The organism is Trueperella sp. HMSC08B05, assembly GCF_001808405.1.
GTDB classification, from domain to species: Bacteria; Actinomycetota; Actinomycetes; order Actinomycetales; family Actinomycetaceae; genus Trueperella; species Trueperella bernardiae.
Genome location: NZ_KV793241.1, coordinates 15542 through 39974, shown reverse-complemented (window position 1 = coordinate 39974; position 24433 = coordinate 15542). Strand labels below are relative to the sequence as shown.

Annotated in this window: 20 protein-coding genes; 14 read left to right on the top strand and 6 right to left on the bottom strand. The window is 66.2% G+C overall.

Annotated elements, in window-relative coordinates; all coding sequences use genetic code 11:
- Positions 1 to 14 precede the first annotated feature (14 nt).
- Positions 15 to 395 (bottom strand): large conductance mechanosensitive channel protein MscL, encoded by a 381-nt coding sequence (gene mscL, locus HMPREF3167_RS05200; protein WP_062613682.1) that lies wholly within the window; start codon positions 393 to 395, stop codon positions 15 to 17.
- A 326-nt stretch (positions 396 to 721) separates the two neighbouring features.
- On the opposite strand from mscL, the gene def reads away from it, so the two are divergent.
- Complete coding sequence (def, locus tag HMPREF3167_RS05195; protein ID WP_068538787.1) at positions 722 to 1291, top strand: peptide deformylase; 570 nt, start codon at positions 722 to 724, stop codon at positions 1289 to 1291.
- 159 nt (positions 1292 to 1450) lie between these two features.
- Here the strand turns inward: def and HMPREF3167_RS05190 are convergent, their stop codons facing one another.
- Entirely contained in the window at positions 1451 to 1858 is a 408-nt protein-coding gene (locus HMPREF3167_RS05190) for a DUF4870 domain-containing protein (RefSeq protein WP_062613680.1), read from the bottom strand.
- Positions 1859 to 1967: 109 nt separating this feature from the next.
- Here HMPREF3167_RS05190 and HMPREF3167_RS05185 point away from each other — a divergent pair, with 109 nt between their 5' ends.
- The 3 genes from HMPREF3167_RS05185 (at position 1968) to focA (ending at position 5282) form a co-directional block, all read left to right on the top strand.
- A complete protein-coding gene (locus HMPREF3167_RS05185) occupies positions 1968 to 2597 on the top strand; it encodes a TIGR03085 family metal-binding protein (protein ID WP_062613679.1) in 630 nt (209 codons plus the stop codon).
- A 33-nt stretch (positions 2598 to 2630) separates the two neighbouring features.
- A complete protein-coding gene (locus HMPREF3167_RS05180; RefSeq protein WP_070445871.1) occupies positions 2631 to 4226 on the top strand; it encodes a hypothetical protein in 1596 nt (531 codons plus the stop codon).
- Positions 4227 to 4373: 147 nt separating this feature from the next.
- Positions 4374 to 5282 carry a formate transporter FocA gene (gene focA, locus HMPREF3167_RS05175; RefSeq protein ID WP_210382968.1) on the top strand — a complete coding sequence of 303 codons (909 nt, stop codon included), beginning with the start codon at positions 4374 to 4376 and terminating at the stop codon, positions 5280 to 5282.
- Here the strand turns inward: focA and HMPREF3167_RS05170 are convergent.
- Positions 5260 to 7461 (bottom strand): NADP-dependent isocitrate dehydrogenase, encoded by a 2202-nt coding sequence (locus HMPREF3167_RS05170; RefSeq protein WP_068538789.1) that lies wholly within the window; start codon positions 7459 to 7461, stop codon positions 5260 to 5262. The genes focA and HMPREF3167_RS05170 overlap by 23 nt on opposite strands.
- Positions 7462 to 7665: 204 nt before the next feature.
- Between HMPREF3167_RS05170 and HMPREF3167_RS05165 the strand changes: the two genes are divergently transcribed.
- From HMPREF3167_RS05165 to HMPREF3167_RS05150, 4 genes are all read left to right on the top strand, one after another.
- Positions 7666 to 8136, top strand: a complete 471-nt coding sequence (locus HMPREF3167_RS05165; RefSeq protein ID WP_210382925.1) for a protein-tyrosine phosphatase family protein — start codon at positions 7666 to 7668, stop codon at positions 8134 to 8136.
- 48 nt (positions 8137 to 8184) lie between these two features.
- A complete protein-coding gene (locus tag HMPREF3167_RS05160) occupies positions 8185 to 8907 on the top strand; it encodes an alpha/beta hydrolase family protein (RefSeq protein ID WP_143602034.1) in 723 nt (240 codons plus the stop codon).
- A gap of 70 nt (positions 8908 to 8977) precedes the next feature.
- Positions 8978 to 10255, top strand: a complete 1278-nt coding sequence (locus HMPREF3167_RS05155) for a M18 family aminopeptidase (RefSeq protein WP_062613674.1) — start codon at positions 8978 to 8980, stop codon at positions 10253 to 10255.
- Complete coding sequence (locus HMPREF3167_RS05150; protein ID WP_062613673.1) at positions 10248 to 11810, top strand: class I adenylate-forming enzyme family protein; 1563 nt, start codon at positions 10248 to 10250, stop codon at positions 11808 to 11810. The genes HMPREF3167_RS05155 and HMPREF3167_RS05150 overlap by 8 nt, the downstream gene beginning before the upstream one ends.
- Positions 11811 to 11834: 24 nt before the next feature.
- Here the strand turns inward: HMPREF3167_RS05150 and lipA are convergent, their stop codons facing one another.
- Positions 11835 to 12869 (bottom strand): lipoyl synthase, encoded by a 1035-nt coding sequence (gene lipA, locus HMPREF3167_RS05145; RefSeq protein WP_068538793.1) that lies wholly within the window; start codon positions 12867 to 12869, stop codon positions 11835 to 11837.
- 43 nt (positions 12870 to 12912) lie between these two features.
- Positions 12913 to 13656 (bottom strand): lipoyl(octanoyl) transferase LipB, encoded by a 744-nt coding sequence (lipB, locus tag HMPREF3167_RS05140; protein ID WP_062613671.1) that lies wholly within the window; start codon positions 13654 to 13656, stop codon positions 12913 to 12915.
- Between the two features lie 218 nt (positions 13657 to 13874).
- Here lipB and HMPREF3167_RS05135 point away from each other — a divergent pair, with 218 nt between their 5' ends.
- The 6 genes from HMPREF3167_RS05135 (at position 13875) to HMPREF3167_RS05110 (ending at position 23705) form a co-directional block, all read left to right on the top strand.
- Positions 13875 to 14885, top strand: a complete 1011-nt coding sequence (locus HMPREF3167_RS05135; protein WP_062613670.1) for an ABC transporter permease — start codon at positions 13875 to 13877, stop codon at positions 14883 to 14885.
- On the top strand, positions 14885 to 15883 hold the full coding sequence (locus HMPREF3167_RS05130) for an ABC transporter permease (RefSeq protein ID WP_082661181.1): 999 nt from the start codon (positions 14885 to 14887) through the stop codon (positions 15881 to 15883). The genes HMPREF3167_RS05135 and HMPREF3167_RS05130 overlap by 1 nt, the downstream gene beginning before the upstream one ends.
- 20 nt (positions 15884 to 15903) lie before the next feature.
- A complete protein-coding gene (locus HMPREF3167_RS05125; RefSeq protein WP_101923747.1) occupies positions 15904 to 18024 on the top strand; it encodes a dipeptide ABC transporter ATP-binding protein in 2121 nt (706 codons plus the stop codon).
- Positions 18025 to 18235: 211 nt separating this feature from the next.
- Positions 18236 to 19960, top strand: coding sequence for an ABC transporter family substrate-binding protein (locus tag HMPREF3167_RS05120; RefSeq protein ID WP_062613668.1), 1725 nt, complete (start codon positions 18236 to 18238; stop codon positions 19958 to 19960).
- A gap of 119 nt (positions 19961 to 20079) precedes the next feature.
- Positions 20080 to 21978, top strand: coding sequence for an ABC transporter transmembrane domain-containing protein (locus HMPREF3167_RS09945; protein WP_070445868.1), 1899 nt, complete (start codon positions 20080 to 20082; stop codon positions 21976 to 21978).
- Entirely contained in the window at positions 21975 to 23705 is a 1731-nt protein-coding gene (locus HMPREF3167_RS05110; RefSeq protein ID WP_070445865.1) for an ABC transporter ATP-binding protein, read from the top strand. Before HMPREF3167_RS09945 ends, HMPREF3167_RS05110 begins: the two co-directional genes overlap by 4 nt.
- On the opposite strand, the gene HMPREF3167_RS05105 is transcribed toward HMPREF3167_RS05110, so the two are convergent.
- Positions 23702 to 24316 carry a PH domain-containing protein gene (locus tag HMPREF3167_RS05105; RefSeq protein ID WP_068538795.1) on the bottom strand — a complete coding sequence of 205 codons (615 nt, stop codon included), beginning with the start codon at positions 24314 to 24316 and terminating at the stop codon, positions 23702 to 23704. The two genes, HMPREF3167_RS05110 and HMPREF3167_RS05105, sit on opposite strands and share 4 nt — an antisense overlap.
- Positions 24317 to 24433 lie beyond the last annotated feature (117 nt).

The following is a 24433-nucleotide window of genomic DNA, read 5'->3' as shown; positions in this document are numbered from 1 at the left end:
CCGGCGTCGACGTCTTAGTTCTGGCGGGCGAGGAGATCGCGGATCTCTTCGAGAAGCACGGCCTCGTCGGTCTTGACCGGGGTCTCCTCGGCCGGTGCCTCGGGTGCCTTCAGCTTGTTGATCGGCACGATGACGAAGAAGTAGATCGCGGCGGCCACGATGAGGAAGTTCACCGTGGCGGTGATGAGGGTGCCGGGGAGGATGGTGGCACCGTTGATTTTGATGGTCCAGATGTGGTCAAAGTTCGGCTTGCCGAAGATCGCGGCGATGAGCGGCATGAGGATCTGCTCGTTGAGAGCGGTGACGATGGCGGAGAAAGCGCCAGCGATGATGACGCCGACTGCGAGGTCGAGCACGTTACCGCGCGAGATGAAATCCTTGAAGCCCTTAAGCATGATGTTCCTTCTAACGTGTGTGAGAAGGGGGCCAGCATATGCAAAGGGTGCACTGCAGGCACCCTTGCTGTCGTGACCATCGTAACTATAACCACCACGGCATTGGAATGTTTTACAGTTCTGTCAGTGAATTCACATGGGAATAATTCCAATAACTGTGGCGGGTCGGTCTGCCGGTGTTGCCGCCTCCGGATGCCCGGCTTTCGCGCCGGAGCCCGTGCGTTGGCGACGCTTCTGTGACATCGGCGACGGCAAGTTGCTCGCGCGTCTGTCAGAAAGGCGTCGCGGATGAGTGGACGCCTGCGGGGATGGCGTAACCTAGTCCCATGATTCATCCCATTCACGTTTATGGTTCCCCCGTGCTCCACAAGGCCTCCGAACCGGTCACCGTGTTCGACGACGACCTCGCCCAGCTCGTGGAGGACATGTACGAAACCACCGTCAAGGCCCCGGGGGTGGGGCTCGCCGCCCCGCAGATCGGCCTGGACAAGGCGATGTTCGTGTGGGTCTACGACGAGCACGACGGCCCCGCTCGCGGCGTGGCAATCAATCCCACGCTGCTCATCGAGCCGATCGACACCGTCGAGCCCGACAAGTACGCCGACTCCGAAGGGTGCCTATCCTTCCCCGGCTACTCCTTCCCGATCCGGCGCTCGCCGTACGCGCTCCTTCGGGCGCAGAACGAGAAGGGGGAGTGGTACGAGCTCGAGGCGCGCGGCTGGTTCGCCCGCATCCTCCAGCACGAGTACGACCACCTGCAGGGCCGCATCTACGTAGACCGCCTCCAGGGTAAGCTCGCCAAACGCGTGCAGCAGGTGATGAAGGCGGAGAAGTGGAACGTGCCGGGCGTCGAGTGGATGCCGGGCCCGGGTTCACCCTACGAGCCCGAGGAGTAGTCCCGGACCCGGGCGTTCACGGGACGATTTCGGCCGCTTCTTCACATGTACGAAGATGCGGCCGAAATCGTCCCGCGTAGGGTCGCGGGTGGCGGGTGCCAAGGGCTACCGGCGACCGAAGCCAAGGTCATGTCCGGACCTACGGCCTCCGCCAGCGGCCTAGTTGAGAATCTTGATCTGGTACGGGTAGTGGTAGGACTGGTTGTTCGACGCCGCGATTGTGGCCCGGATGTGGTGCCACAGGGTGAGCAGGAAGCTGGCGATCACGAGGATGACGCCCACGGGCAGGAGCAGGAGCGTGATGATGAGGATCCAGCCGACGATCGACATCACCCACATGCCGAGGTTGAAGTTGAAGGACTGGGCGGCCGCGCGGCGCACGTACGGCCGGTCGCTCTTGAGGAACCAGATGACAATCGGGCCAATGAAGGAGACCCAACCGGCGGAGACCACCCACGCGATGATGGCCGACAGGTGGGCGATCATCGCCCAGGAGCGGTCGGTGGGATCGACCGGGGATTCGGAGTAGTCCGGGTTGGAGTACTGATAGGGCTCGTATTCTGTCATGCCTCCATTCTTCTACATGTGCGGCCGCGCGCATAGTGCCAGGGCCCGCAATATCGCCGCGGGCCAACTTCCCGGTCATGTGCGCGTCACCCTGGTTTAGGCTGGAACCGTGACTTTTTCGTACGATGAACGACGCCGACTCGCCGACCTCCTCATCAAGCAGGGCCCGAACGCCCCCACGCTGTGCGAGGGGTGGACCACCCGCGATTTGGCGGCTCACCTGTGGGTTCGTGAGAACCGCCCGGATGCGGCGGCAGGCATGTTCGTCTCGGCCGCGCAGGGCCACCTGGATGCGGTCACGGCCCAGGTGCTCGCCCGCCCGTATGAGGAGCTGGTGGAGGCGTGGGCGGAGAGCCCGGGCCGGTTCAGCCCTGTGCGTATCGTGGATCGGTGGATGAATCTGGCGGAGCATTTCGTGCATCACGAGGACGTGCGCCGCGGCCAGTGGATGGTGGACGGCACGCTGGTTCCCGCGCGGAAGATGAGTGAGCACGAGCAGGCGACGCTGACGAAGGCGGCGATGATTGCGGGGCGGATGATGCTCCGCGGCGCCTCTCGTCCGGTGCAGCTGCGGATCCCGGGCCGCCTCACGCTTGACGTCCACCCGAGGTCGGCCTCTGGCGGTGTGGTGACCGTGACGGGCGAACCCGGCGAGGTGCTGCTGTGGGTGTACGGGCGCGACGCCGCCCACGTCACCCTTTCCCCGGAGGGCGTGGAGCCGCGCGCGGCCGCGCTGTAGGGCGCACGATCCGGGAGGAGTAAGGGGGATGGCATGAAGAAGTTGATCGTGGCGCTGGTGGTTTTCGTGCTCGCCGGCCTGGTCACGGTCGCGATCGGGCGCCACGGTGATTCTTCTCCGACGACGCCGACTGCCACCCCTCCAGCGCCCCAGCCGGTGGCGGTGGCCCAGCCGCTCGAGCGCGTGGTCTTGAATCCCGAGTCGCTGGCCGCGTCGATCGAGGCATCCCAGGCCGGGTTTGCCTCGGCACAGGTGGCGATCGTGACGGCGGAGGACTCATGGGCGGCCGCCTCCTATGCCGCGGCGCTCGGCGTCCCCGCCCTGACGCTTGGCGGCGGTGAGCCCACCGAGCCCGTGCTCGGCGAGCTCGACCGCCTGGGCGTCCAGGTGGTGCTCACGGACGGCGTCGTGGACAGCGCAACGTGGGGCGAGCGCACGCAACTGCCGCTTGGGCCCGGCGCGAAGGCGGCGGCGGACGCGCTCGGCATCCGGCTCACGTACGTGGGCGACCTCACGGGCGGCGAGAGCGTGGAGGAGGCACTCACCACCCTCGGCACCGTCATTTATGACGAGGATCCGGGAGCGGCGTCGGACCTGCCGCTCGACGTCGAGGCGGCCACCCGCGCCCCCGGCTCGGTGGTGCTGACCGACGGGGTGAACCTGGCGGCGGTCGGCACGTCGGTGGCGGCGGGAGGCAAGGCGCTCCTGTCGGAGGGCGACCCGCGCGGGACCGCCAAGACTGTCCAGGCGCTGGGCAAGGCCAAGGGCGTGGTGGCCAGCTTCGCCGCCGCAAACCCGGATCTGGACTGGCAGATCGCAGCCGCCTCGACCGGTGCGCAGCTCCCCGGCGGCGGGCAGTTGATCTTCGGCGGCAAGCGCTACGTGGCACTCTACGGTTCCCCGTACACCACCACCCTGGGGGTGCTCGGCGAGCAGAGCGTGGAGGAGACGGTGGCCCGCGCGGAGGAAACCGCGGCACCCTACCGCGCCCTCACCGACGACCAGGTGATCGGCGCGCTCGAAGTCATCGTGACCGTGGCCTCGGGCGGCCCGGGCGACGACGGCAACTACTCCAACGAATGGGACCCCGAGGGCTTCAAGCCGCTCATCGAGGCGGCGCAGGCCGCCGGCCAGTACGTGGTGCTCGACTTCCAGCCGGGCCGTGCCGACTTTCTCAGCCAGGTCCAGGCCTACGAGGAGTTACTGACCTACCCGAACGTGGGCGTGGCACTCGACCCGGAGTGGCGCCTTGCGCCCGACGAGCTGCCCCTCACTCGGATCGGGCACGTGGACATGGCCGAGGTCAACGCGGTGGCCACCTACCTGGCGGACTTCGTGCGCGAGAACGCCCTGCCGCAAAAGCTCCTGATCCTGCACCAGTTCCAGGTGCAGATGCTGCGCAATATCGACCAGCTCGACCAGTCCCGCGCCGAGCTGGCCTACCTCATCCACGTGGACGGGCAAGGCGCGCAGGAGGCCAAGGCCGCCACGTGGACAACCCTCCTCGACAATGCGCCGAACGTCACCCACTGGGGCTGGAAGAACTTCTACGACGAGGACGCGCCCATGCTCACCCCCGAGCAGACCTACCAGGTCGAGCCGCGGCCAGACTTCGTTTCCTACCAATAACAGCGCGCCCCGTCACAACTCGTGAATGAGAGAGCTGCCAGGTCCCTATGGCAATCGGTAGCCGGTATTTTCACGACTTCTGTCGGGCTGGCGCCGGACAGGTAGCCACACCTGGGCATGCGGCGGGGTCCTACGCCTGCGTAGGGTATGGTGAAGCAGTTTGCCGAACGAAAGGTCACCATGTCCACGCTTTCCCGCACTGCCGACGAAACCGCCGCCTACCTGGCCGAGCAGATGTACCACAAGGCCACAGCCCCGGCGCGGAAGTCGTTCGCGCTCGCGGTCATGGCCGGCTTCCTCATCGGCCTCGGCTTCGTCTTCTACACGACCACCCAGATGGGTGCCGTCCATGCCGAGTGGTACGGGCTGACGAAGCTGGTGGGCGGGGTGTCGTTCTCGGTGGGCCTCATCCTGGTGATCCTCACGGGTGCGGACTTGTTCACCTCCACCACAATGACTCTCATCCCGCTCACCGAGCACCGGATCAGGGCGGGGCAGTGGGCTAAGCACTGGGGGATCGTGTACCTGGGCAACTTCACGGGCGCCCTGGTGCTGGCCGCCCTCATTGTGGCCTCGGGCACCTACATGCAGGGCGAGGGTGCGTGGGGCGCGGTGGCGATGAGTGCCGCAATGGGTAAGCTTTCCCACTCGTGGGGCCAGGCCTTCGTGCTCGGCATCCTGTGCAACATGCTCGTGTGCCTGGCGATCTGGGCCTCGTACACGGGCAAGACCACGGCTGACAAGATCCTGGCCGCCTTCGCTCCGATCACGCTGTTCGTGGCCACGGGTTTCGAGCACTCGGTGGCGAACATGTTCCTCATCCCGATGGCGATCGCCACCAGCCGCATGGTCGGCCCGGAGTTTTGGACGTCAGAAGGGCCGGTGGCGCTCGGCCTGGACCCGAGCGCCACCGGCACCCTCACCGTTCAGTCATTCCTCCTCGATAACCTCATCCCCGTCACGCTCGGTAACATCGTGGGCGGCGGGCTGATGATTGGAATGTTCTTCTGGTGGACGCACGCGAAGGCGGGGGCTACTTCCGCATCGCGTCGATGATGGCATTCAGCGTGGCCGAGGGCCGCATCGCGGCCTCAACCTGCGCCTTGTCCGGGTGGTAGTAGCCCTCGATCCCGGAGTGCTGACCCTGCGAGGCGAGCAGCTCGGCCTCGATTGTCTCCGCGTTTTCGGCCAGCTGGCGGGCGAAGGGCGCGAAGGTGGCGGCGACGTCGTCGTCGGCCTTGGCGAGCTCGTCAGCCCAGTAGATGGCGAGCCAGGCGTGCGAGGAGCGTGTGTCCGGCGTGCCGGTCTTGTACTGCGGCGAGCGGCCCTCATTGAGCAGGGTTTCGGTGGCGCGGTCGAGCGCGTCGGCGAGCACGGCGGCCCGCGGGTTGTTGGCGAAGCGGGAGAGCTGGCGTAGCGACTCGGCCAGGGCCAGGAACTCGCCGAGCGAATCCCAGCGCAGGTGCATCTCGTTGATGAGCTGCTCCACGTGCTTCGGCGCCGAACCGCCCGCGCCTGTCTCGAACAGGCCACCGCCGGCCATGAGCGGCACCACCGACAGCATCTTGGCCGACGTGCCAAGCTCCATGATGGGGAAGAGGTCGGTGAGGTAGTCGCGTAGCACGTTGCCGGTCACCGAAATCGTGTCCTCGCCCTTGCGGATGCGCTCGAGCGTGAAGCGCGTGGCCTCGATGGGCGACAGGACGCGGATGTCGAGCCCGGTGGTGTCCTCCTCGAGCAGGTAGGCATCCACCTTGGCGCGGATCGTGCGGTCGTGGGCGCGCTCCGGGTCGAGCCAGAACACGGCCGGCATCCCAGACAGGCGGGCACGACGCACGGCGAGCGAGACCCAGTCGCGGATCGGAGCGTCCTTCGTCTGGCACGAGCGGTAGATGTCGCCCGCGCCCACCTCAACGCGCAGGAGCACCTCACCATCCTTGCGCACCTCCACGTGGCCCGCCTCGGCGATCTCGAACGTCTTGTCGTGCGAGCCGTACTCCTCGGCCTTCTGCGCCATGAGGCCCACGTTTGGCACGGTGCCCATGGTGGCCGGGTCGAAAGCGCCGTTGGCCTTGCAGTCCTCGATCACAGCCTCGTAGACCCCGGCGTAGCTGGAGTCAGGGATGACGGCCAGGGTGTCGGCCGTGTTGCCATCCTTGTCCCACGCCTTGCCGCCGTTGCGGATCATGGCCGGCATCGAGGCGTCTACGATCACGTCGGAGGGGACGTGGAGGTTGGTAATGCCACGGTCGGAGTTAACCATGGACAGGCCCGGGCCCTCGGCCATCTCGCGTTCGAAGGAGGCGCGGATCTCGGAGCCGTTCTTCAGCGCGTCGAGCCCGGCAAGCACCGAACCGAGGCCGTCGTTCGGCGACAGGCCGGCGTCGGCAAGCGCCTTTCCGTAGGCGGCGAAGGTCTGGGGGAAGAAGGCGGCGACGGCGTGGCCGAAGATGATTGGGTCGGAGACCTTCATCATGGTGGCCTTCATGTGCAAGGAGTACAGCACGCCGGTGTCCTTCGCCTCGGCCACGGTCCCGGCCAAGAACTCCTGGAGCGCCGCGGCGTCCATCTTCGTGGCGTCAAAAACCTCGCCGTCCGTCACGGGCACCTCGCGCAGCACGCGCTCCCCGCCCGCGCCCACGAACACGATCTGCACGGCGCCGTCGCCGGAAATGACCGTGCTGACCTCGTTGGCGCGGAAGTCGCCGGCGTCCATCGTGGCCACCCGCGTGCGGGAGTCGGCCGACCATGGCTTCATCGAGTGCGGGTGGGCCTTGGCGAAGTTCTTCACGGCCTGGGGTGCGCGGCGGTCGGAGTTGCCCTCGCGCAACACGGGGTTGACGGCCGAGCCCTTGACGGCGTCGTAACGGGCGCGGATCTCGCGCTCCTCATCGGTGGCGGGGGGCTCGGGGTAGTCGGGCAGCGCGTAGCCCTCGGCCTGCAGCTCGGCGATCGCGGCCTTGAGCTGGGGGATCGAGGCGGAGATGTTGGGCAGTTTGATGATGTTGGCCTCGGGGGTCTTGGCCAGCTCACCGAGCTCGGCGAGCGCGTCGGACTGGCGCTGGCCCGCGGGCAGGAAGTCGGACAGGGCGGCGATGATGCGGCCGGCCAGGGAGATATCGCGCAGCTCGACGTCGATGCCGGCCTGCGCCGTGAAGCCTTCGATGATGGGCAGCAGGGAGGCGGTGGCGAGCATGGGAGCTTCGTCGGTGTGAGTGTAAATGATCCGTGCCATGAGGTCTCCTTTGCGGGCAAGAATTTCTCTCGATCTCAAGATTATCCGATTCTTGCGCTCCGTGTGAGGCACTACGCAATCTCGTGCCGTCCTCCTGCAACCGAGTGTGATCTTGGGCTAGATGTGCCCTTTTCGCGAGGAAAGCTTTTCGGAATCTACGCCTCGGTTGGTACGGTGAAATCATCAATCAACCGAGGGAGCACGATGATACAAGGGAGCGCAGTCAAGCACTGGGCGATGTCCCACGGCGTCGTGGAATTCCCGTCCGGACGCCGGGTTCGCGGCCGCTCGTGGCGCAAGGCCACCGAGGAGCCGGCTGACCTGTGCGTCATTCTCACCACCGGCGTCGGCTCGCGCTTCGGCCACCCCGGCGTGGTGACGTCGGCAACCGAAACCATTCTCATCGACTGGCCGGACCTCCGCCTGCCGCGCCGCCCCGCCCAGGCGCACGAGGTGCTGCGTGAGGCGTGGGAGCGCGCGGAAAACGAGAAGGTGGAGATCGTGTGCGCTGGAGGTGTGGGCCGCACGGGCACCGCGCTCGCCATCATGGGCGTGCTCGATGGCATGGACCCGCACGCCGCGATCGATTTCGTCAAGACTAACTACGATCCCCACGCGGTGGAGACGCCCGCCCAGCGCGCCTTCGTCAACGACATGGGTGCCGAAAGCAACTAGTCGATGGATGTTCAACCACCCGGGCTCTCCCTCGGGGAAGAGCGGGCCGTGCAATGGCTTCGAACCTTGCCGATCCGACCTGACCGTGTGGAGTCCTACGGGGAGGCGCCGAACCAGGTCATCGAGTGGTATGGCGATCCGGCAGGCCGGCCCGTCTGCCTCGTCCACGGCGCCCTGTTCCACCACGCCCTTGCCGCCACCCGCCCGGCCGCCCGCGCGCTCGCCCGCGCCGGCTACTGTGTGGGCCTGGTCGACTATCGCCGCGTGGACGCCCGCCCCGAACTCGCCGCGGCCGACTACACCACGCTCGGCATGCATCCGGTGCTCGGCCAGGCGATCTGGGTGGGTCACGACGTCGGTGGCACCTTTGCGATGAACGTGGCACTCGCGCCGGAAACGGCCGTGTGCTCCGCCGTCCTCCTCGCCCCGATCCTCGACCTGGCGCGCGATGTGCACGAAGCCGATGACGGCGGCACCACGGCTCGCTGGATCGGCGGACTGCCAGAGGAGGTCCCGGATCGCTACGCCGTCTACGACCCGCTCTTTACCTATTACCAGGTGGGCCCGGCGCGCTTCCGCGCCCGCGAACTCTCGGTGGACATCATTCACGGGGTCGACGACGCGCTGGTGCCGGTGGACCGCTCGCGCGAGTTGCGCGCCGAGCCATTCAACCTGGCCGTGGTGGAGGGAGCCGACCACCTGGACCTCATCCGCCCCGACCGCGACGCCTGGGTCTTCCTCCTCGGCGCGCTCGCCGCCCAGGAGCGCTAGGTAGCCCGCGTTCTTCATTCCGTGGCGGAAAAACTCGGGGCGGTGGCCTGCCACCACGTACAATGGCGGCATGTCTACGTTGATCCAGGATTATGCAGCTTTCATTAGTGCGTCCCCGAGCTCGTTCCACGCCGCGGCTGAGATCGCCCGGCGCCTGGGGGAGGCCGGGTATGCCCGCCAGGATGAACAGGCGGCGTGGGTGGGGGAGCGCAAGGGCTTCCTCGTGCGCGGCGGGGCCGTCATCGCGTGGTGCGTGGGAAAGGTCGGCCCGGATTCGGGCTTCCGGATCGTCGGTTCCCACACCGACTCCCCGAGTTTCAAGGTCAAGCCTGCCCCCTCCAGCCAGGCCCACGGGTTTGGGCAGGTCAACGTGGAGGTCTACGGCGGCGGGCTGCTCAACTCCTGGCTGAATCGGGACCTGGGCCTGGCCGGCGTTGTGACCGAACTGGACGGCACCGTGCACCTGGTGCGCACGCCCGCCATCATGACCATCCCGCAGCTGGCCCCGCACCTGGACCGCTCGGTCAACGATAACCTCAAGCTCTCCCGCCAGGTCGATTACAAGCCAATCTGGGCAATCGGGGAGGCGGAGCTGCTGCCCTACATCTGCGAGCTGGCCGGGGTGGACCCAGAGCGCGCCGCGGCCTTTGACCTCTTCGCCTACGACGTGCAGGAGCCCGCGGTCTACGGCGGGCCGAGCGGGGATGCCTTCTTCTCCGCTGGCCGCCAGGACAACCTTTCCTCGGTCTTCACCTCGCTCTCGGCCTTCCTCGATCCCGGCGTGCAGGCCGCGGTGGCGGAGGGCGAGGACGTGGCGATCTTCGTGGCCTTCGACCACGAGGAGGTCGGCTCGTCCACCTACACCGGCGCGGCCGGGCCCTTCCTCGAAAATACGCTCCGCCGCATTGCCGCCAGCCTCGAGCTCGACGCCGTGGGGGACGAGCGTTTTGCCCGGATGATCGCCAACTCCACGTGCATCTCCGCCGACGCCGGCCACTCCATCAGCCCGAACAAGGCGGGCCTGCACGACCCGGACCACCACCCCGTGCTCGGGGGCGGCCCGCTGCTCAAGGTCAACGCCAACCAACGCTACGCAACCGAGGCCGAGGGCACCGCGCTGTGGCTACGCGCGGCCGCCGCCGAAGGGGTGGCCACCCAGCAGTTCGTCTCCAACAACGACGTGCCCTGCGGCTCCACGATCGGCCCGCTCACCGCCACCCGGTTGGGAGTGCTCACGGTGGACGTGGGCGTGCCGCTGCTGTCGATGCATTCGGCGCGCGAGATCTCCTCGCCGGCCGACATCGAGGCCATGACCGCGATTTTGCGAGGATACTTCGCCGGTGCTTAAGAAACCGAACTACAACGCCGCCCACGCCCTCGACCGCGCGGCCCGCGCCCACCCCCAGCGCACCTCCATCGTTTACGGGAGTGCGGAGATAACGGTGGTCGAGGCTGCCGTCCGCACCCGCCAGCTCGCGCAAATGCTCGCCGCCGCCGGTGTCTCCGAGGGTGACCGGGTCATGCTCATCTCCCGCAACTCGCCCTACCACCTGCTCCTGCATGTGGCGTGCGCGCGGCTGGGCGCCATCTTCGTGCCCGTCTCCGCGCGCCTCACCCGCGCCGACCACCAGGCAATCGTGGACTTTTGCGGCCCGCGTGTGGTGGTGCTCGAAGCGGCGCTCGCGGACCTGGGCATCTTCACGTCCACCGGCACGCTGCTCCACCTGGTGGTCGACGATGACGCCGCCTCCGTCTCCACCGCCATCTCCAACGGCTTCATCGGGATCGGCGCGGCGATGGAGGCCCAGAACGGCAAGTTCATCACCACTATCAAGGACGGCTCCACGGCGCTGAACTCCCGCCAGTACCCGGAGGGGCCGGCCGCGATGCTCTTTACCTCGGCCTCGGCGGGCATGCCCAAGGCGGTGGAACTCACCCATGAACAGCTGTGGTGGGCCAGTCGCAACTTCCGCGAGGGCTTCGAGTACTCCAACCTGGACTCGGTGCTGACTGTCGCGCCGATGACCCACATCGGCGGCTTCAATGGCACCACCCTCGATCTGTTCTCGCACGGCGGGAAGGTGGTGCTGGTGCGCGACTTCAACCCCGGCGTCGTGCTCGACCTGCTCGAAGAACACCAGGTGACGATGATGTTCGGCGTGCCGACCATCTACGCCGCCCTCCTCGACCACCCGAGCTTCCCCGTGCGCGACCTCAGCCACTGGCGCCTGCCACTCATCGGCGGGGGCATGGTGCCGCCGGCGTTACTGGCCCGCCTCATGGACGCCGGCCTCAAACCGCTTAACGTGTGGGGGATGACCGAGATGGGAGCCTCCGGCGCGTACCTGCCGGCCGAACACCTGGCCGAACGGCCCGGCTCTATCGGGCGGCCCTTCGCGCACGTGGAGGCCCGCATTGTCGACGCCGACGGCAACGACACGACCGAGGGCGAGCTGGTGGTCCGGGGCCCGAGCGTCGTGAACGGCTACTGGCACGACCCGCTTCAAACCGCGCAGTCCTTCCGGTCCGGCTGGCTCCACACCGGAGACCTGGTGCGCCTCGACGAGGACGGCTTCATGTCGGTGACCGGGCGCCTGCACAACGTCATCAACTCCGGCGGAGTCAACATTCAGGCCGAGGAGATCCAGGCGGTGCTGGCCCAGATGGAGGGCATCTCCGACTGTGCGGTCGTGGGCACGCCGGACGAGAAGTGGGGAGAGACGGTGTCGGCCGCGGTGGTCATGCAGGCCGGGCATGCGGCCCCCACCCTCGAGGACGTCCAGCGCCATGTTGGCTCGCGCCTGGCACGCTTCAAGGTGCCGCGCAAGCTCATCGTGGTGGACGCGCTACCGATCAACGGCAACGGCAAGGCCGACCGCAACGCCCTCGTGGCGATGTTCTGACCCGGCGGTTGCGCGGCCGCGCGGTCAGCCGTGGCGGGCGACGACGGCGGCCGCCTCCTGGCGGGCAAACAGCGGCTTGTCGTCCGCGCCGGCGATCGCGCGCAGGTTCTCGGGGATCTCCCAACCCTTGTGCTTCATCGCCCGCGACCACAACGAGCCCGAACGGTAAGAGGAGCGCACGAGCGGACCGGCCATGATCCCGGCAAAGCCCATCTCGTAGCCGATCTTCGACAGCTCCACGAACTCCGCGGGCTTAACCCAGCGGTCGATCGGGTGGTGCAACTTGGAGGGGCGCAGGTATTGGGTGATGGTGAGGATGTCGCAGCCGGCCTCGCGCAGGTCGGCCATGGTCGCCAGCACCTCGTCGTGGGTCTCGCCCATGCCGAGGATGAGGTTCGACTTCGTGATCAGCTCGTTCTCCGAGGCGAACGTGATCAGGTCGAGCGAGCGCTCGTAGTGGAAAGCCGGGCGGATCTTCTTAAAGATGCGCGGCACGGTCTCCAGGTTGTGGGCTAGCACCTCGGGGCGCGAATCGAAGACCCGCTGGAGGGCCGGGGCGCCGCCGCGCATGTCGTCGATCAGGAGCTCCACGCCCGTGTTCGGGCACAGCTCGTGGATCTTGCGGCACGTCTCCGCGTACAGCCAGGAGGCGCCGTCCTCCAGGTCATCGCGGGTGACGCCCGTGATCGTGGCGTAGTTGAGCTGCATCTCGCGCACGCTCTCCGCCACGCGGCGCGGCTCGTCGACGTCGTACTCGGTGGGCCTGCCCGTCTTAATAAAGCAGAAGTCGCAGCGGCGGGTGCAGATGTCACCGCCGATGAGGAAGGAGGCCTCGCGGTCCTCCCAACACTCGTAGATGTTGGGGCAGTTGGCCTCCTTGCACACCGTGTGTAGGCCGGCGCCGTCCACGCGGTTGCGCATGTCGGTGTATTCCTTGCCCACGGTGGCGGTGGTCTTGATCCACTCCGGTTTCGATTCGATCGGTGTCTCGGCGTTGCGCTCTTCGATGCGCAGCAACTTGCGCCCCTCGGGATTTCGCTGGTCGATGCTGAGGCTCACGTGTTCTCCTTTAAACGTACGTCGTCATTGTAAGCCGGGCCGCCTAGTGGCGGGGATGCCAGGCCGAGCCGGTATCCGCGTGCGGGGTGGGGTGGAAGTCGCCCATCTGGGTGATGATCGCCTCCGTGTCCGCGACCTCCAGCTCCTCCGACGGGCGCAGCGCAAACTGCTGGTAGGCCCGCGCGAGGTGAGGCAAGAGGGTGACTGCGGCGTCGTCGAGTGTGGTGGGATGTCCCAGCTCGGCAAGCGAGGTGACCCCGGCGTCGGCAAGGCCGCAGGGGATGACCCGCGTGAAGTCCTCCAGGTTGGTGGTGACGTTGAGGGCGAGGCCGTGCATCGTGGCGTCGTCAGCGAACTTGATGCCGATCGCGCACACCTTCCGATCGATCGCGCCGGGCGCGCAGATCCACACCCCGGACCGGCCCTCCACCTGGACCGAGTCGATGCCGTACTCGGCAAGCGCCCCCATGATCGCCCGCTCCGTGTTGCGCACGAACGCGACTACGTCCTTCGGCGGGCGGACCTTGACGATGGGGTAGACCACAAGCTGGCCCGGGCCGTGATAGGTGACCGATCCGCCCCGATCCATCCGGATCACCGGCACGGACGTGTCCGGGATGTCCTTGTCCTCCGTGCGCCGGCCGGCCGTGTAGGTGGGCTGGGCCTCCCACACAATAAAGGTATCCGGCATCCGCAAAGCCGCCACCTCGCCGTGAATATAGCGCTGGAGACGGTCAACGGTCATGTAATCGACTGGGCCGCGATGAAGTACGTTGACGATCTGCACGGATTCAGCCTAGTTTGGAAGTGGTCAGTTATCGACTCGAGGTCGGCTTTGCCACTCCGAGGGCATTCCCTAGCGTGATTTTGAACTGAATTTGAGGGGCGGGACACCTCTAAACGTGATTAGATCAATGCTTGGGTATAGACTCCCTGACCATAAGTGAAGAATTGACGCCCATCGTCCAAGCGAGGCGGAGGGCGTCACTTACGAGAAGGCCTCGCATGACTAAGTATCTGATCCGACGGTTGCTGAACTACGTAGTTCTACTGTTCGTAGCCGTCACTATCGCCTACTTCTTGGCGGGCACACAGTTGGATCCGCGCTCGATGCTCATCGAGAACGAACTGACCAAGATGGCCAACAGTTCGTACGCGGAGGTCGTGGCGGCAGTTGACACCCGCCTTAACGCGTGGAACATCAACCCGCTCGAGCCGATCTGGAGCCGCTACGTCGACTGGCTCGGAATGGTCTTCGGGCACTGGGACTGGGGCTTCTCCCCGCTGGGCGAATCGGTCAACGACCAGGTCGCCAACCGCATCCTGCTCTCCTTGCAACTGGTCTTCCTCGGCTTCTTCATTGGCATCGTCGGCGGCGTGGCGATCGGCGCATGGGCGGCCGTGCACCAGTACTCGGTGGGTGACCGCATCGTCACCATCATCGCCATGATCATCATCTCCACCCCCGCCATGGTTATCGCCATCGGCCTGCAGATGAGTGCCGTGTGGTTCAACAACACCTTCGATTCAACCTTCTTCCAATTCCTCGGGCCACAGTCAGCCGTGCCACCCGCGGAATTCTGGCCCAACCTGCAAGATCGCCTCACGCATCTGCTGCTGCCCACGATCGCGATCTCGCTGGGCGGCCTCGCCACTTATTCGCGCTACCAGCGCAACCTCATGCTTGACACCCTCGGTGCCGACTACGTGCGCACCGCCCGCGCCAAGGGCCTGCGCTTCGGCACCGCCGTGCGCCGCCACGCCCTGCGCACCTCCCTCATCCCGATTGCTACCTACTTCGCCTTTGGCATCACCGGCCTCGTGCTGGGCGCCGCCATCACCGAGCAGGTCTTCGGCTGGGAGGGCATGGGCATCTACGGTGTGAAGACCATCCAGGCGCAGGACATCAACGGAACCGCGGCCGTGGTCGCCTTCTCCGGTGTTGCCACACTCACCGGCGCTTTCCTGTCCGACGTCCTGATCGCAGCAGTCGATCCACGAGTGAGGGTGAACTAATGGAGCATCTCGATCACACCACTGAAGTAGTGTTGCCCGAACAGATTTCCCCGATGGCGGATGCCGCACAGCTCGGCGCCGTGCGCACCAAGCTCGCCCAGCAGAATGCCGAGCGCCTGGCTTCCACCAAGCGCTACTCGCGCCGGCAGATCGTCCTGCGCCGCTTCTGGCGTAACAAGACGGCCGTCGTCGGCATCATCGGCCTCGTCATCGTCTTGCTCGTGGCCATCATTGGCCCGCACCTGACGGAGTGGAGCTACCTCGAACGCGACCGCGGGCACTACCTCGAGGGCCCGAGCGCGGAGCACCTCTTCGGTACCGACCGCCGCGGGCGCGACATGTTCGCGATGACGCTCGAGGGCCTGCGCAAGTCGATCATCATCGGCTTCGCCGTGGCGCTCATCCAGACCGGATGGGCGGCCCTCTTCGGATCGGCCGCCGCTTACTTCGGCGGCTGGGTGGACAAGGCCGCCACCTGGTTCATTGACCTCATGCTGGTCATCCCGTCCTTCCTCATGATCGCCATCATCTCCAACCGCTTCGGCGCGGAGAACAAGGGCGTGTTCATCTTCATCCTGTTGCTGGCAGGATTCGGCTGGATGCTGACGGCGCGCGTGGTGCGGTCGCTGACGATGTCGGTGAAGAACCTTGACTACGTCCACGCCGCGAAGTTCATGTCCGTGCCCTCCGGCACGATCATCGTGCGCCACATCCTGCCTAACATCTCCTCGCTACTCATCATCGACTTCACGCTCGGCGTGGCCACCGCAGTGCTGTCCGAGACCTCCCTGTCCTACTTCGGCTTCGGCATCAAGGACCCGCAGGTCTCCCTCGGCTCGCTCATCGGCGCCGGCCAGGCGTCGGCGATCACACACCCGTGGCTGTTCCTGCCGCCGGCCGTGGCGCTCGTCGTGATGCTGGCATCGGTGAACTTCATCGGTGACGGTCTGCGCGACGCGCTCGACCCGTCGTCGAAGTCCGGGGGTGGTAAGGCGTGACATCTACGAAAGAGACCAACGTGAGTGAAACTACCGACGATCGTTCGTTGCCCACCCCCACGCCCGGCGTGCCGGTGGTGGAGGTGTCGGGCCTCAACGTCCGCTTCCCTTCCGAGGATGGCGTGGTGCACGCCGTGCGCGGAGTCAACCTCACCGTGAACTCGGGCGAGGTGCTCGGCATCGTGGGCGAATCTGGATCGGGTAAGTCCGTGACCTCCATGTCGATCATGGGTCTGCTCGATCCGGCGGCGGACGTGGAGGGATCGGTCAAGATCCACGGCACCGAGATCCTGGGCAAGTCCGATTCCTACCTGTCGAAGATCCGCGGCAAGAACATCGCCATGGTCTTCCAGGACCCGCTTTCGGCCCTGACCCCGGTCTACACGATCGGCGATCAGATCATCGAGGCACTCCAGTCGCATGACAAGAAGATCTCGGAGAAGGACGCCCAGGCCCGCGCGGTAGAGCTGCTGAGCATCGTGGGCATCCCGAACCCCGAGATCCGGGTCAAGTCCTTCCCGCATGAGTTCTCCGGCGGAATGCGCCAGCGTGCCATGATCGCCATGGCGATCGCCAACAAACCGGACCTCATCATCGCCGACGAACCGACCACGGCACTCGACGTGACCATCCAGGCCCAGATCCTCGACGTTCTGCGCCGCGCCCAGAAGGAGACGGGCGCCGCGGTCATCATGATCACCCACGACCTGGGCGTGGTAGCCGGCATCGCCGACAAGGTGGCGGTCATGTACGCCGGGCGCATCGTGGAGCGTGGCGCGGTGGACGAGATCTTCTACCACTCCGCCATGCCCTACACGATCGGCCTGCTCGGCTCCCTGCCGCGGCTCGATTCGAAGAAGGACAGCCAGCTCGCCGTCGTCGAAGGCAACCCGCCGTCGATGCTGTACGAACAGACCGGCTGCCCTTTTGCCGCCCGCTGCCCGGTGGCCGTGGAAGCCTGCCTGGACGGGGAACCCACGCTCGAGCCGGTCAAGTCTGACACCCCGGACATCCCGCACGACGTGGCCTGCATCCGCCGCGAGGAGATCCGCGACGAATCGAAGCGCTACTCGGATATTTACCCCAAGCCCGCCCCCGTCATTCCGCCGTTCGATGGAACGCCGCGCAACGAGCGCGAAGAGGTGCTGCGCCTGGAGGACATGAAGAAGCACTTCCCGCTCATGAAGGGCTCGGTGTTCCGCCGGCGCGTGGGCACGGTCCACGCGGTGGACGGCATTTCCCTCGACATCCGTGCGGGGGAGACCCTGGGCCTCGTGGGCGAGTCCGGCTCGGGTAAGACGACCACCCTCATGGAGGTCCTCAACCTGGTCAAGCCGATCGAGGGCAAGATCGTGGTGCTCGGGGAGAACACGGCGGACATGACGCGCGCGGACCGCAAGCGCGTGCGCAATGACCTCCAAGTGGTCTTCCAGGACCCGATGGCCTCCCTTGACCCGCGCATGCCGGTCTTCGACATCATTGCTGAACCGCTGAAGTATGCCGGCTGGAATAAGGCCGACATCGAGCCGCGGGTGAAGGAACTGATGGACATGGTGGGCCTCGAGCCCGCGCACGTCAACCGCTACCCGCGCAACTTCTCCGGCGGCCAGCGCCAGCGCATCGGCATCGCCCGCGCGCTTGCGGTCCAGCCCAAGCTGCTGGTGCTGGATGAGCCCGTCTCGGCACTCGACGTGTCGATCCAGGCCGGCGTCATCAACCTGCTGGACGAACTGCGCGCCAAGCTCAACCTGTCCTACCTGTTCGTGGCTCACGACCTGTCGGTCATCCGCCATATCGCCGACCGCGTGGCCGTCATGTATTTGGGCAAGCTCGTGGAGGTTGGCGATGTCGACGCCGTCTTCGAGGCGCCGCGTCATCCCTACACCCAGGCCCTGCTCTCCGCGATCCCGATTCCGGATCCGGCAAAGGAGCGCAGTCGCCACCGCATCCTGCTCAAGGGCGACCTGCCGTCGCCGGCGAACCCGCCCAAGGGGTGCCGCTTCGTCACCCGTTGTCCAGTCTTTGAGACGCTGATGGAGGGGGAGAAGCAGGTCTGCCAGGGGGCTCACCCCGAGTTCTCCACCATGGGTGCAGATCACGACGTGGCGTGCTACTACCCGCGCCAGCTCAATGTTTTCTAACCGTTCCAGGTAGGGGTGGGCCCGCGATCGTCGATCGCGGGCCCACCCTTTTGACCGGCGGCAATAGACATTTCTTGACCGAAAAGTAGATAACGCTTCGGTAACGGATGGGGAGAGGTTTTCACGATGTCGAGATTATGGACTAATCTGGCTCCATGAACTTTCGCACGTCCGGCGAAAGGCGAGTCCTGAAGGAGGACATTTTATGCGAATGAAGAAGGCAGGCATTGCACTGGTTGCCGCTGGCGCGCTCACGCTGAGCGCCTGCTCGTCTGGTGGTTCGAACGGCGGCTCGGGTGGCGACCCGGGCAAGGGTAGCGACGAGAAGGTGCTGCCGGCGTCGGACTACAACAAGGTTGATCCGGCCGAGCTCGCCGACGGCGGTACGCTCCGCCTCGCGATCTCTGACGCCTACCCGGAGCAGTTCAACCCAAGCCACGTTGACGGCAATACCGTTGACGTCTCCTCCACCATCTCCTCGTTCATCGCCCCGGTGAACTGGATTTTCGACGAGAACGGTGGCTTCGACGTCAACCCGGCCTACCTCGAGTCCTATGACGCGAACCTTAAGGGCGACGGCGAGAACGCCATGGTCATCACCCTGAACCTCAACCCGGATTCCAAGTGGAATGACGGCACGCCCATCACCGCCGCCGACTACGAGGCGCTGTGGAAGGCCTGCTCGGGCCAGGTCGAGGGCATCAGCTGCCCGTCCTCTGATGGCTGGACCCAGATCAAGTCGATCGAGGCTGGCGACTCCCCGCAGCAAGTCATCGCCAAGTACTCGGAAGAGTACCCGGACTGGTCGGCGAACTTCTCCACGGTTCAGCCCGCGGCTGGTATCTCCGATCCGGAGACCTTCAACACTGGCTGGGTTGACCCGGTCGAGGCGAACAAGTTCTTCGCCGGCCCGTTCCGCGTGGCGAACTCGAACGCCGCCCAGAAGGTCCTTACCCTTGAGCGCAACCCTGAGTGGTGGGGCTCGACTCCGAAGCTTGAGACTGTGACCTTCTCCTCGCTGAACCAGCAGGCCACGGCCTCCGGCTTCGCGAACGGTGAGATCGACGCGATCAACTTCATTGTTGACGCCGCCTCCTACGAGACGGCACAGAACCGCCCCGACGCTCAGATCACGATGTCGTCCTCGGTTCAGTGGCGTCACTTCACCTTCAACTCCCGCGCGGGTGCGCTCCAGGACAAGGCGGTTCGCCAGGCGATCCAGCTCGGCATTGACACCAAGGACATTGCCGCTTCCGACCTGTCTGGCCTGCCCTCGCAGGATTATGATCTGAACCTGGGCAACCACTTCTTCATGCCGAACCAGGCTGGCTACCAGGACAACTCGGTCGGCTTCGACCCGGAGGCGGCCACCGCCCTCCTCGAGGACGCCGGTTACACCATGAATGAAACCTCGGGCTACTACGAGAAGGACGGCCAGGAGCTTGGCTTCCGTTACCTGCGCATTCCGGGTAACGCCGCGAATGAGAACGAGGGCGCCATGCTCATGGAGATGATGAAGGACATCGGCATCAAGGTGACCTACCAGGATGTTGAGGGGCAGAACTTCTTCAAGCACGTCATTGGTGGCGAGTACGATGCGACCTCCTTCGCGTGGAACGGCACCCCGTACCCGATGGCGAACGTCGGCCAGATCTACGGCAACCCGTTCGATGATGAGGGCAACCTCGTGAACTCGAACTTCGCCGGCCTCAAGGTTGACAAGGTTGACGAGCTGATCCCGCAGATCGCTGCTGAGACCGACGTCGACAAGCGCCGCGAGCTCACCAACGAAGCCGATAAGGTGATCTGGGACGAAGTCATGGTTCTCCCGCTGTACTACCGCGCGAACATCACGGCAATCCCCTCGAACCTGGCGAACTACGGTTCGACCACGTTCGAGACCCTGCTGACCGAGAACATCGGCTACACCAAGTAATCTCTCGGCTATAGCACACGAACACGGAGGGCCGTCCCGGAAGGGGCGGCCCTCCCGCATATTGTCACGTGAGACTGCGTTTGACACTTGACCGATGACGGTGTGGAATTGCGAAAGCTATGGCAAAACACGTTTCTTCTCAGCGCGCCTCCCGCGCAATTAATCAGCGCCGGTTCGAGGTTGGGCCGCAGCCGAAGCGCTGGCCGGCCTCCTTCGAGATGTCCGCGGTTCCGGAGATGGACCCGGGCCGCCTGCTTCGTTCTACCCTTCGCGCGAACTGGCAGGTGTTGGCGCTTGCCACGCTCCTGTCGATGGCGGCGTACGGCGGCGGGGTGTTCATCTCCTGGGCGCTGGGGCGGGCGTTGGACTCCGGCATCGAGCGCGGCCTGACCACGTCCCTACTCCCAGGGGTCGCCCTCATTTTTGCCGCGATGGCGGTCCGGATGATCGGCGCGGCTGCCGAGCCCGTGCTCATGGTGACAGAGTTGCGCGCGCATGTGGGCTGGTCGTTGAAGATGGTGGAGCGGATCGCGGGCGTGCGCGGAGGAGGGCGCGCAGCGATCCCGTCGGGGGAGATGGTCACGGCCGTCACCACCGACGCCCAGAAGCTTGGCGCTTTTTCCTACATGGTTGCCGACGTGACGGCTGCAATCTTCTCCTTTGTGCTGACCGCCGCCCTCATGCTCCGCATTAGCGTGCCACTAGGGCTTGTGGTGGTGATCGGGGTGCCGGTGGCGATCGGGATCATGCTGGTGTTCATCAACCCGCTCCAGCGCCGCCTTGACGCCCAGCGCGAGGAGAGGGGCAAGCTCACCACCCTGGCCTCGGATGCCGTGGTCGGCCTGCGTGTGCTGCGCGGCGTGGGCGGGGAGGATATTTACATCGGGCGTTACACGCGCCAGTCGGAGAAGGTGCGCGAGACGGGGATTCGTGCCGCCGCCCTGCAGTCCTTCCTCAACGCGTTGTCGGCCGCGGTGCCGTACGGCTTCACCGTCCTCATCGTGGGCGGCGGCCTGTGGGAGGTCTATTCGGGCGCGATGACGCACGGCCAGCTCGTATCCTTCTACGGGTATTCGATGTTCATGGGCGCCCCGATCTGGATGGTGCTCGGCTTCCTGCAAACGTACACCGACGCCCGCGTCTGCGCCGGGCGGGTGGCGAAGGTGATGGCGATTGAGCCCCTCACGTCCGACGACGCCGCCCAGCCGGCCCGCGCCGGCGCAGACTGGTCGCGCGCCCACCTGCGGGACGAGGCGACGGGCGTGGAGATCAAGCCCGGCCTCAACACGGCGCTCGTGTGCTCCGCGCCCGAGGTCTCGGCCGAGCTCCTCGAGCGTCTGGCCCGCACCGACGACGCCGCCCCCGTCACCGCCCGCTGGGAGGGCGAGGATTCCATCCCGCTGACGGCCTTCCCGCTGGCCGAGGTCCGTAGCGCGATCGTGCTCTCGGACGCGATCGCCCAACTCTTTCAGGGCCGGCTGCGCTCGAACCTGGAGGCGAACAACGCTGCCTGGCCGCTTCCACGCGAGGTGGGCCGCCAGATGGCCGACACGGGCGACGGCTCGGGGGTTGCCCACCGCGACCACAAGGACAACCCGGTGGCGATCGGGGTGCGCGAGCTCATGCTCGCCATGATCACCGCCGACGCCGCCGAGATCGTTGACAGCCTGGAGGAGGGGCTGGACGGCTACGTGGCCGAGCGCGGCCGCTCGCTCTCGGGAGGCCAACGCCAGCGCGTGGCACTGGCTCGGGCGGTGCTCACTGAGGCGCCCATCCTCCTGCTCGTGGAGCCGACTTCCGCTGTCGACTCCCACACCGAGTCCCGCATCGCCCAGCGCTTGCGCGCCGCGCGGGAGGGCCGCACCACCGCCGTCGTCACCACCTCGCCCATCGTGCTCGGTGAGGCGGACGAGGTCATCTTCCTTGGTGCCGACGGCGCCGAGCTCGCCCGCGGCACGCACGCCGAGCTGCTGGACGATCCGCGCTACTTCGACGTCGTGCACCGGGAGGCCCGATGAAACTACCCATTGCAACAAACCGGACGGTCGGGGCGAAGATGCTCGAACTCTTCGCCGCCTACAAGGACGAATTTCTGCTGGTCATCGCCACGCAGATCGTGGTGGCCGTGGCCGCCGTCATCACTCCATGGATCATCGGGCGCTCCTTCGACGCGCTCGCGGGCGGGGCACAGGCAGCGGTGATCCGCACGTATGTGGTAGCGATCGCGATCTCAATGCTGGCCAACGTGGTCGCCACATGGTTCGCCGACTTCCGTAGCCGCGTGCTGGGGCAGAAGGTGTTCCACGAGTTGCGCGTGCGGCTGGTGGAGGCCGTCATGCACTTGCCGCTGTCCACGGTCGAGGCGGCGGGCACGGGCGACCTGCTGGGGCGCACCACCGCCGACGTCAACCGGGTGGAGTTCATCATTCGCCAAGGGGTATCGCGCATCATGGTGCTGTCCTTCCAGGTGGTCGTCACGGTGGTGGCGGCGTTCCTGGTGGAGTGGCGGGTCGGCTTTGTGGTGCTCCTGAGTTTTGTTCCGATGTACTTCGTGGTAGGCAAGTATTTGCGCCGTACGATCGCCGTGTACCTGGCGGCCTCCGCGCTCAACGCCGAGGTCTCGGGTGACATCACGGAAACCGTGGAGCAGTCCGCCACGGTCGATTCGCTGGCGATGAGTGAGGTGCGCATCCGCCGCACCTCCGTGCTCCTGCGCGAGTACTGGGACAACGAGCGCTACTCGGGGCTCATGCGCTCCTACCTGGTCATCTCCTTGCTTGCGGTGCTTTACGCCCCGATGGTCATCTCGATCCTGTGGGGGGCCTGGCTGGTGGGCCTGGGGTATGTGACGGTGGGTGCGGTCATCGCCGTCACACTGTATGCCCAGCAGCTGCGTGTGCCGCTGGATGAGCTCGCCTGGTGGTTCGACGAGCTACAGTTCGCCGCCGTCGCGCTCGCCCGTATCTTCGGCGTGGCCGAGGTTGAGGCGGACAGGGTTGCCGGCGACGCCGTCCCGGCCAGTTCCGCGGTCAGTGTGGAGGGCGTCTCGTTCAGCTATCGCGACGGCCGGCCCGTGTTGCGCGACGTCAGCCTCGAGGTTGCCCCGGGTGAACGGCTGGCGATCGTCGGCCCGTCGGGCGCGGGCAAGTCGACCCTCGGCCGCCTCATCGCCGCGGTCAACCCGCCGGGGTGTGGCTCGATCCGCGTGGGCGGGGGGGAGGTCACGGCGCTGCCCGAGGCGCTCTTGCATCAGACCATCGCGCTCGTCACCCAGGAAAATCACGTGTTCGTGGGCACGATCGCCGACAACCTGCGCTTTGCCAAGGAGGATGCCACCGACGCCGAGCTGCTCGCGGCGCTCGCCACCGTTGACGCCACGTGGGTGGAGCGCTTGGAGAAGGGCCTTCAGACCCGCGTGGGTTCGGGGGAGAAGGAGCTGGCGCCGTCGCAGGCCCAGCAGCTGGCCCTGGCGCGCATTGTGCTACTCGACCCTGACGTGCTCATCCTCGACGAGGCGACCTCGCTGCTCGACCCTACGGTGGCGCGCTCGGCCGAACAGTCGCTGCTGCGCCTGCTCGAGGGCCGCACGGTGATCTCGATCGCCCACCGCCTTTACACGGCCTACGACGCCGACCGCGTGGCTGTCATGATCGACGGCGAGGTAGCCGAGCTCGGCTCGCACGACGAGCTGGTGGCTAGGGGCGGGGAGTACGCCTCACTGTGGGAAGCCTGGCAGCAGGACTAGCGGGTGCCCGCGATTGCCAGACCCGCTCCGGCGAGCGCCACGCCGAGCACGATGACCGGCAGGGGCTGGAACTTCGTCACCGTCTGATCGGGCCAGTATTGCGCGGGCTTGAGGCTGGCGCGTAGCTGGGCGTTGCGGGTGATGTTGCCGTGGCGGATCATGATGAGGTCCGCGGCGAAGCCGGTGGAGACGGTGCGGGAGAGTGTGCCGGAGTCCTCCCACACAATGTCCGGATCCTCGTAGGCCTTCTTGCGGTCGCGCCAGGAGTTGTTGAACAGGCCCACGTTCGAGGGCACGCCCCACACGCTGATCTTGCGGTCAGCCCGGTTGTAGAGGTAGAGGCCCCAGCGGTTTTCGGCGAGCGCCAGGTCGGACCAGGGGATCAGGTGTTCGCGGATAATGTTGACCACGCGCAGGCCGCCGGGCCCCACCTCGAGGCGTGGGTTGTGGAAGACCACCCAGCCAAAGGCGGCGAGTACGGCGGCGATCGGCACGGCCCACAGCAGCTCGGCCACCCCGCCGTGGACCGCCGAGCCTACCAGGGAGATGGCGGCGAGGGCGTAGAGGAGGTAGGCGTAGATGCGGGTCTTACCGCGCAGGATCACAGTCATGCCGGTATTCTCTCACGCTCCGCTGGGCGCTGCCGGGCGGGCCCGTGTACTTTCGCTCGCATTTGGCCGGCCGCTCTACGCCGGTGCGGCGGGCCGGGTTTAGGATGAGACGTTGGC